We start from the raw sequence: 8717 nt of genomic DNA on the forward strand, positions 1-8717 counted from the left end.
TGCCGAGGCCGGGAAAGTGGTTCTGCAGCACACCTATGGCGGAGAGCGCAACCATCGCGCCCACCATCAACACGTCGCCGTGAGCGAAGTTGATGATGCCCAGAATGCCGTAAACCATCGTATAGCCCAGTGCGATGATGGCGTAGACACTGCCAAGCACCAGTCCATTCATGATTTGTTGGACCAGAATGTCCATGTCTCTCTTACTCCAGTTGACCGCCTACGGGTTGATACGGGGTAACGGACAGTGCGATGATGTCCGTTACCTGTCAAAACATAATCGAGTGCGATGGCGGCTATCGCCGCAAATCGCACAGACCGTCACATGTGCGTCGATCCAGTCGCCTGTCCGATCGAATGCGACTTCCCGATCATGGTCGAGAATTGCATCTGCTTGTGCACTGTCACGAAATCACGCCAGAAATACTGCGGCCGATCGCCGTCGTGTCTCCCGAATAGACGAGTTTCTGAACGGAGTACGCGCCCGGTTCCCGACCCACTGCGTCATCCTCCGATAGCACTTCGAACGCAACCGAGCGACGATTCGCCGCTGCTGATGCTCTGTTCACATCTTCAACCGCGATTCGAACAGCGCTTTCGTCGTTCTTTCCAAAGGTAAACTGCCCGCCTGTCAGCGGTTCAGCAACTATCTCCGTTGCGAATTTAGGCTGTCCAGCCACGCGGACACCGGACGGTAGTGCCGCGACCGAAGCGGACGACTGATTGATGCCATTCATGGATGTCCCTCTCTTTGTATTGCTCAACTGATAACGGGCTCCCATCCGTTTTGCCCGATATGCACGCAAGCTTCAGCCAAAATCCAAATATTCCAAAAGTCCGCGCGTTCTTTTTTTTGCCGAGTGTCGACGCGACATTTGACAGCATTCATCGTGTTCTCGACCAAGCGTTACTGACGGATCAATACATTTTCTCGGAGCCGCACGGATCACGTCAGCAGTCGCATCGCATCCCGCTAAGGCTAGCGTCAAAAGCGATCACACAGAACCAGAAATTTCTGTTGCGTGGCCCCGGAATAGCACTATTCGACTGGAACTCTTGAATTGCAAGCGTCGCATACTTACCCTTTTTCCGACTCATGTGCATGATCTCTATGTGCCCGACAAGATGACGCATCAGATCCAAAAATTCCTGAAGCGAACATCAGCTTGATGATGCGTTTGATGGCGCAGCGATCTCACGTGACGCTATGTTGTTCAGGTACCTCTCCTGGACAATTGTTGAGCGGTGTCGCCTACCCGTCGTTGCGCGCGTCAAGCGGCAATCAGATCGCCACCCTTTTGTCAACGGCCGCTTTTTTGTGGATCGCCAATGCTGATGAATCGCCATCCCGAAATAACGATGTGCATTAGCCATTGCAGGAGGGGGCGCAGCAGCGCATCGACCGTCTACGCCTCGTCACGCCAACCGCCGGCTTGTCTACAAAACCGCGCTTTCAAATAGCACCAACAGCCTGATGGCCTAATGATCAGCTTCGGGGCTCGGAGCGGCCAACACCCTTTCGACGCTACGTTGCCTCCCCCCCCCTTGCGGCAGTGCCTTTCCTGTCAATCTACCCGACGCGCCCAACTGTCAGCCTCCTTCAGAAGGACCAAGGTACCCCCGGCACCGGCACAATACTGCGGTGGGCCGAGGCTGGGCCCTATTCTATTTTGCGCGATTAGGAATATGAAATAAATTCGGCTTATATCCGCGCAGCTCACTTTTCCTTGCCGCATAAATTCTGCTTATGCCGGCTTAAGCAAGTTATGCTTGTATCAGAGATGAACTGCCGTTAGGATTGCCGGGTCACACCTTCAACGATCCGAGTGGACTCCGTTTCGGTGGGTGTTTTCAGGGCTACGAAGGTCATCCAGTGATGAAGTTCGATCCGATCGATGAGCCATCAGAATGATCAGAATGAAGTGATCAAGCAGTTAAAGTGGTTGGTAGTTGGGGCCGTCGCGGAGCATGGTGAACGTGCATGGGAATCGGCGTCCGACTAAAGAAGAAATGACCAAGGTTTCGTCCCAATAAGGGACCTGCCATGTGGAGGCCCCGAAGACGGATGATCTGACCGATGAAGCAGAACCTGAATCGCGCGGTGGCGAAGGTGCTCAAGCGCCTACATTATCCGCTTGACGTAATCCTTCTCTGCGTGCGCCGGTACGCTGCGTATCCGCTGAGTCTGCGTTACCTCCAACAGACGAATGGCGAACGAGGAATTTCGGTTCGCCATCCGACTGTGCATCGCTGGACACTCAAACTGTTGCCGGTTCTAGAGAAGCCGTTTCGGCGCTGCAAGCCGGCGGGCAGCAGGAGTTGGGGTATGGACGAAACGTACATTCGCGTGAGGAGCGAGTGGAAATATTATTTGTACCGCGCCGCGGACAAGGCTGGCAACACGAACGCTTTCCTTCGGCGAGCCCGTCGTGACAAGGCTGCGGCCCGGAGAGACTTCGAAAAGGCGATGACCCTGAACGGTGAACCGTAGGCTGTGACGATTGATAAAAGCGGATCAAATCTGGCGGCGCTACAAGCGCTCACCGCCGAACGCGAGACGCCGATCAAGGTCTGCCAGAACAAATGCCCGAACAATTCAACGATCTGCTACTGAGCAATTCTACTCGCTGGCGAAATAAGCAATTCTATGCTATCGCGCTTTGCTATGACTGTGTCCTTTTCGCGACCAAATCGTGTTGGGACCGACAAGGCTTACGACATGTGCGACTCTGTTCGTGATTGCCGGACGCGCAACGTGACGCCCCATGTGGCGCGCAACGTTGCTCATCAAGACGGAAGCGCGATTGATGGGCGCGCTTCGCGGCACGCCGGTTACGGCATCAGCCAGGTGAGACTTAAACGCATCGAAGAGTACTCCGGTTGGGGCAAGACCATTGGCAGAATTCGGCAGACCAACTATCGAGGCATCAAGCGGGTCACCAGCACTTCAGACTGACCATGCTGGCGAGCAACCTGACCGGAATGGCCCGAATACTGATGGCCGTGCCGCGAGGAGCAGCGCAATGAGTCGCCGGACGCGGCCACCGGGCGAAAACGCGCCGGCTGGCTCACTCGCCTGTGGTGTGCCCCGGACGATCCATGTGCAACTCAGCGACGAATTGCATACGAAATCCCTTTAAACATTGCCGCGGTTGTCAAAACGAGGCGATTTTCGACAGCCTGTTAGGTCCTCGACCTCGCATCAAACGTGGGAAAGGCTGATCAATCGGCTAGGCGGTCGTCGGTGACGAGGACGAAGACGTTGTAGCAAGAGGCTCACGAAACGGTCCCACGATCATGAAGCGGTAGCTCGGTTTTGCAGAAGTAGGAAGTCTGGACAAGAAGCGAGTGATCAGGCGTCAGCGTTTCCTTGCAGAGATGGAGAAAGTGGTACCGTGGGAGCGCTTGCTGTTGGCGACCGGGCCGTACTACCCGAAAGGCGAATGGGGCCGCCCGCCGATGGGACTTGAGCGGATGCTGCGGATCTACTTTCTTGAACAGTGGTACGGCCTGACGGATGAAGTCCTTGAAGACGCGCTGAACGACAGTTTCGCGATGCGCGCGTTCCCGGGCATCGACTTGGCGCGCGAGAACCTACCGAATACCGCCACGCTGTGAAGTTTCGGCGCCTGTTGGTCGCAGCATGAGTTGACGCGAAAGCTGTTCGATGAGATGGGCATCGCGCTATGCGAGCGCGGGGATGAAAGAAGGCACGCCAGTGGATGCCACGATCGTCGCGACACCGCCGTCGACGAAGAATGTCGAAAAGAGCCGTGCCCCGGAAATACACCCGCACGGATGCTTAGAATCAGCCGTCGACGACCGTCCTGTTTTTAAAAGCCGCGAGTCGCACCGCCAAGCCATCGGCAATCGGCAATCGGCTCATTGATCAGCGTTTCGCAAGGAAGCAGTTCATGGACAGCAATGTAGTACCGACGTTCCTACGCGCTCAACTTAAGCGGGGACTTCTCGAGGTCAAAGTCGACGCCGCCGCCTTGCCCGCGGCTACCCTGTTCGGTTTCGCAGAGCGCCGGAATCCAAAGCGGGCATTCCTCTTCGTGTCAAAAGTTCTGGGGCGACTCGTGCCGACGCGGCCATCGATCATGGCTGCCAGTTTCGAGAGCCTCGTCAGCGAGATCCCAGCGGACCTGCCCGGCCCAGTGCTGGTAATAGGCGTCGCCGAAGCCGCAGTTGGCCTCGGTGCCGGCGTGCACCGTGCTTACAGTGCCACGCGTTCCGACAGCGTGTACCTCACCAGTACCCGTCATCCTTTGGGTACCGACCTCTTTTCTCGATTCGAGGAAGAGCACAGTCATGCCAGCACCCATTTAATCCACCTGCCAGTCGATCCCGAGGTTCGTGATTTGATGCTCCAGGCCCGATCTTTAATCTTGGTGGACGATGAGGCTTCGACCGGCAAGACCTTTCTCAACCTGCACCGCGCACTAATCGAAGCCGGCCTGAACAAGATCGAGCGAGTGGTCACGTGTGTCCTGACGGACTGGTCTGGGGGTGCTGTGCGTAAGGCCATCGGAGAGTCGACCACCGCCGTATCCTTGCTGAGCGGCTCGTATCAGTTCCACGAAGATCAGTCCGCGCCTCTGCCGGATATGCTAGGTGTCGGCGCCGTTTCTATAGGCGGATGGCCTCTCTCGCCCCGCAATGACTGGGGGCGCTTGGGCGTTCGCCACGTGGACGACACGCTCGCACCGAACATTCAAATCCAGCCCGGCGAGAAAGTCGTCGTAGTGGGTACCGGTGAGTTCGTCTGGCGTCCCTTCCTGCTGGCAGAGCGCGCGGAGCGAGCCGGGGCAGACGTCTACTTCAGCGCAACCACCAGGTCCCCTATAGCCATAGGCCACGCCATCGAGCACGCGCTGTCGTTTCCTGACAACTATGGCCTCGGTATTCCGAACTTCCTCTACAACGTGAAGCCCGGTGAATTCGACCGAGTTCTTATCTGCACAGAAACCCCGGCGCAAGCGCTCCCTGCAGAACTGGTTGATGTCCTGAATGCGGAGATAATTTTCGATGAGCAGTAATCGTCCGCTGATATTCGTGGACCTCGACGACACCCTGTTCCAGACCGCAAGTAAGATGGCGGACGCCACCCCACGAATCATCGCCACCCTGGACGTGCATGGGCAGCCCAACGGGTATATGAACCCGGTCCAGAACTTCTTCCTGAACTGGCTGCTGGCCTCGGCCGACGTCGTTCCGGTTACCGCACGTAGCGTGGAGGCCTACAACCGCGTCAAGCTTCCTTTCACCGAAGGTGCAATCTGCTCCCATGGAGGCGTGATGCTCCGCCCTGACGGATCGCTTGACCAGCCCTGGCACGCACAGATGGCCGAGTCGCTCCGGACCTTTCAAGACCGGCTGTCGACACTGAGGGAGGCCACCCTGCAAATCGGCAAAGAACTGGGCTACTCCCTGCGCAGTTGGGTAGTTGAAGAGGAAGGTCTGCGCCACTACGTGCTGACCAAACACAACGAGTCCAACGACTCGGTGCTCACCGAGTTGCTGACCGAAGTTCAATCTCGAAGCATGTTGGAATGCATGCACACCCACGTTAATGGAAACAACCTCGCCTTCCTGCCTGCGGGTTTGGAAAAACGCTTCGCCGTTCAAGAATGGTTGCGCCGCGATCGTGAAGTCCACGGCGAGCGGCCGGTCCTGGGCTTCGGTGACAGCATCTCCGACCTGGGGTTCATGGACCTCTGTCACATGTGGTCAACGCCGGCGCGCAGTCAACTGGCAACAGTAGTGAAGGGGCTCATCAATGAGTAATCCTCTCGCCACCCTGAGCACCGTCGGCAGCGGCAGCTACGCCCCTGAAGATGTGCATTTCCTTTTGCAACGCGTGCAGATGAGCTCCACTACCGTTGAGGAAAAGGAGCTTCTGATTCAGACGAACCGGAAGCACTACTCTGAGATGATAAGCTTCGAGCAGGCTCCTACCGACGTGCACAAGGGTCTCTACACCCATGCCTTGGCGCGGAACGGCGCTCGTATGGCTTCCAATGTTCAGGCCTTGGCATTGGCATTGAGTGCCGCTTACACCGGGCCGAGCATCGCCCTGGTTTCATTTGTTCGCGCAGGCGTGCCCCTCGGTGTCCTGCTGCGCCGGGCACTCGTCGAAATGGGCCGCGATACTCACCACTACGGTGTCAGCATCATTCGCGATCGCGGGATCGACATGGTGGCTCTGGAAGCCATCATCCAGCTGCATGGGGCCGAAAAGATCGCCTTCGTGGATGGTTGGACCGGCAAAGGCGCAATCTCCGATGAGCTCAAGCGGACCTTGGACGACGACAAGCGCTTCCCAGCAGAGCCTCGCCTCGTTGTTCTAGCAGACCCCTGCGGCCGCGCTTGGCTGGCTGGCTCTGCAGAGGACTGGGTAATTCCGTCCGGCATCCTCGGTGCAACCGTGTCGGGCCTCGTATCCCGCACCATCTGGCCGACTCAAGGTGGGCTTCATGGTTGCGTGACATACGACCACCTGCCTAAGCATGACGTAACCCGAGAGTTCATCGATAAGATCGAGGCCGAACGTGGGGCGCTGGGCGAAGTTTATCCCGCAACTCCATGGACCGACGAACAGCGATTGGAGCTCCAAGCGTCCGCTGATCACGTGGTGTCCTCACTGGCAACGCGTTTTGGCACCTTCAACTTGAATCGCGTGAAGCCGGGTATCGCTGAGGCAACCAGAGCTGTTCTGCGTCGTGTGCCCGATCACGTTCTGGTACGTGATAGCAACGACAGCGACGTGCAATTGTTAGTGCATCTCACTGACCGCGCGGGCGTGACCGTAGAGGAAGCTGGCGCGGACCTGGGTCCGTATCGTGCCGCGACAATCACACGGAGTCCCAACTGAGGGGCGACATTTCTACGTTCGCCCTCGGGGCGACTCTGTAGATGCCGGCTACCCGCGGTGACATGCTGGACGTGGTTTTCGGCACCAAGATCTCAGAATTGTGCTCACTTGTGGTGTGCTTGGAAGACGCGGTGGCGGCGATCGACGTCGAAAGCGCGCTCGCGAACCTGCGGGCGCTCCTCATGGATGTTGAGGCTTGGGGCGGCCGCCCTGAACATGGTCTCCTGCTGTTCCTCCGGCCGCACGATGCTGCGATGGCAGCAGTGCTGAGTGACTGGCCGCTGATGAAGCACGTCGACAGGTTCGTCGTCCCTAAGTTGACACTGAAATCCCTCCAATCTTGGGAATACGCGGTGAGCACCTTGGATCTGTGCCTCATGCCCACACCGGAGACAGTCGACGCGTTCGACCCTGGCCCAATGGTGGAGCTTGGCCAAGCTCTGAAGGCGAACCCCAAATCAGCGCATCATCACGCTGCGGATTGGCGAAAAACCTCATGGGTTGTCTTGGTCTGCGACACAATCCGGCCGAGGCCGTGTAAAAACGTGCTTGATCGCCTAGACTAAATCAACCTGTTGGCGCGAGAGGGGAAGATGGGGCGATTTGTCGAAGGTGCAGACCGCAATCAGGCAACGCTGCTGCCGGAATGTCTCGATGACTTTATTGCAGAAGACAATCCCGTCCGGATCATCGACGCATTCGTTGAAGAACTCGAACTGGTTTCTCTGGGATTTGAAGGCGCCACGCCTGCAATCACTGGTCGACCGTCTTACCACCCCACAGTGCTGCTCAAGATCTATATCTACGGCTATCTCAATCGCGTGCAGTCGAGCCGACGTCTGGAGCGGGAGTGCCAGCGCAATGTCGAACTGATGTGGCTGACCGGCCGGCTTGCGCCAGACTTCAAGACGATTGCCGAGTTCAGGCGCAGCAATGGTGATGGTATTCGCAACGTATGCCGTCGCTTCGTCGTGATATGCCGTGACCTGAAGCTGTTCACACAAGCGGTCGTGGCCATCGACAGCAGCAAGTTCAAGGCGGTCAACAGCCGCGACAACAACTTCACGCCCAACAAGATTGCGCGGCGTCAGGAGCAGATCGAACAAAGCATCCAGCGTTATCTGGATGCGCTGGAGACTGCCGATCGCACTCAACCAGCCGAGGTAGAAGCGAAGACTGAGCGGCTACGGGAGAAGATCGAGACGCTGCGCGAATAGATGCGCGAACAGATGCGCGAGCTGGATCACGCGGCAGAGCTTCTGAACGATCTGCCGGAAAAGCAGATCTCGATGACCGACCCCGACTCACGCTCGATGATCTCGCAAGCCAAGGGTACGGGCGTGGTTGGCTACAACGTCCAGGTAGCCGTCGACACCCGACACGGGGGTGCGGCGGAATTCTTGGACTGATTTATGCCGCAATTCCGAGACTCTGCCGATATTCGACCGGGCTCAGGAAGCCGAGCGAGACCTTGATCCGCTTTGCGTTGTACCAGCGGATGTACGAGTCAACGACTTCGATGAATTGATCAACGCTCGTGGCCCGCCAGTCACGAGGATAGAATAACTCCGTCTTGAGGCGCCCGAAGAAACCTTCGCAGGCTGCATTATCCGGCGAACATCCTTTGCGCGACATCGAACGAATCAGCCTGGCATCCTGCATCCGTGAGAGCCATCCTGGCCAGCGATAGTGCGCACCGCGATCGGAGTGAACCACGGGCCGCTGCTCGCAGCCAGCAACCGACTCGATCGCCGAATCCAGCATGGTATTGACGAGTTCGGCATCCGGGCGCGTGCCGATTGACCAGCTCACTACGAGACCGTCGAAGCAGTCGATCACA

7 protein-coding genes and 4 pseudogenes are annotated in these 8717 nt (G+C 57.6%); 8 read left to right on the forward strand and 3 right to left on the reverse strand.

What is annotated here, in order from left to right; genetic code table 11:
- Together VSR82_RS39035 and VSR82_RS39040 are read right to left on the reverse strand one after the other, a co-directional pair.
- The coding region (locus VSR82_RS39035) for an ABC transporter permease subunit (RefSeq protein ID WP_498858828.1) at window positions 1–196 on the reverse strand (196 nt) is incomplete at its 3' end.
- Between the two features lie 208 nt (window positions 197–404).
- Window positions 405–737, reverse strand: coding sequence for a type 1 periplasmic-binding domain-containing protein (locus VSR82_RS39040; RefSeq protein ID WP_410853302.1), 333 nt, complete (start codon window positions 735–737; stop codon window positions 405–407).
- Window positions 738–2077: 1340 nt separating this feature from the next.
- On the opposite strand from VSR82_RS39040, the pseudogene VSR82_RS39045 reads away from it, so the two are divergent.
- From VSR82_RS39045 to VSR82_RS39080, 8 genes and pseudogenes are all read left to right on the forward strand, one after another.
- Window positions 2078–2596, forward strand: a pseudogene (locus VSR82_RS39045) (IS6 family transposase); the annotation flags it as partial.
- A gap of 99 nt (window positions 2597–2695) precedes the next feature.
- A pseudogene (locus VSR82_RS39050) lies at window positions 2696–3027 on the forward strand (transposase); the annotation flags it as partial.
- Window positions 3028–3333: 306 nt separating this feature from the next.
- Window positions 3334–3790, forward strand: a pseudogene (locus VSR82_RS39055) (transposase); the annotation flags it as partial.
- A gap of 124 nt (window positions 3791–3914) precedes the next feature.
- The gene (locus VSR82_RS39060) at window positions 3915–5042 is read left to right on the forward strand and encodes a phosphoribosyltransferase domain-containing protein (protein WP_018436565.1); all 1128 of its coding nucleotides are present in this window, start codon (window positions 3915–3917) and stop codon (window positions 5040–5042) included.
- Window positions 5032–5790: an HAD family hydrolase gene (locus VSR82_RS39065; protein WP_410853053.1), complete on the forward strand. Its 759-nt coding sequence runs from the start codon at window positions 5032–5034 to the stop codon at window positions 5788–5790. The genes VSR82_RS39060 and VSR82_RS39065 overlap by 11 nt, the downstream gene beginning before the upstream one ends.
- Window positions 5783–6877 carry a cysteine protease StiP domain-containing protein gene (locus VSR82_RS39070; RefSeq protein WP_498858829.1) on the forward strand — a complete coding sequence of 365 codons (1095 nt, stop codon included), beginning with the start codon at window positions 5783–5785 and terminating at the stop codon, window positions 6875–6877. Before VSR82_RS39065 ends, VSR82_RS39070 begins: the two co-directional genes overlap by 8 nt.
- Window positions 6878–6939: 62 nt before the next feature.
- Window positions 6940–7443, forward strand: a complete 504-nt coding sequence (locus VSR82_RS39075; protein WP_410853051.1) for an HpcH/HpaI aldolase/citrate lyase family protein — start codon at window positions 6940–6942, stop codon at window positions 7441–7443.
- A 27-nt stretch (window positions 7444–7470) separates the two neighbouring features.
- Window positions 7471–8259, forward strand: a pseudogene (locus VSR82_RS39080) (transposase); the annotation flags it as partial.
- Between the two features lie 28 nt (window positions 8260–8287).
- Here the strand turns inward: VSR82_RS39080 and VSR82_RS39085 are convergent.
- Window positions 8288–8717, reverse strand: a 430-nt coding sequence (locus tag VSR82_RS39085; protein ID WP_498858830.1) for an IS3 family transposase, incomplete at its 5' end; no start/stop codon positions are given.

It is taken from the genome of Burkholderia sp. JPY481 (assembly GCF_038900515.1).
GTDB classification, from domain to species: domain Bacteria; phylum Pseudomonadota; class Gammaproteobacteria; order Burkholderiales; family Burkholderiaceae; genus Paraburkholderia; species Paraburkholderia youngii.

Bases quoted from the DNA above. Each gene is read 5' to 3' on its own strand.
- VSR82_RS39070 (WP_498858829.1), top strand. From the start codon at position 5,783: ATGAGTAATCCTCTCGCCACCCTGAGCACCGTCGGCAGCGGCAGCTAC.
- VSR82_RS39075 (WP_410853051.1), top strand. From the start codon at position 6,940: ATGCTGGACGTGGTTTTCGGCACCAAGATCTCAGAATTGTGCTCACTT.
- VSR82_RS39040 (WP_410853302.1), bottom strand. From the start codon at position 737: ATGAATGGCATCAATCAGTCGTCCGCTTCGGTCGCGGCACTACCGTCC.
- VSR82_RS39060 (WP_018436565.1), top strand. From the start codon at position 3,915: ATGGACAGCAATGTAGTACCGACGTTCCTACGCGCTCAACTTAAGCGG.
- VSR82_RS39065 (WP_410853053.1), top strand. From the start codon at position 5,032: ATGAGCAGTAATCGTCCGCTGATATTCGTGGACCTCGACGACACCCTG.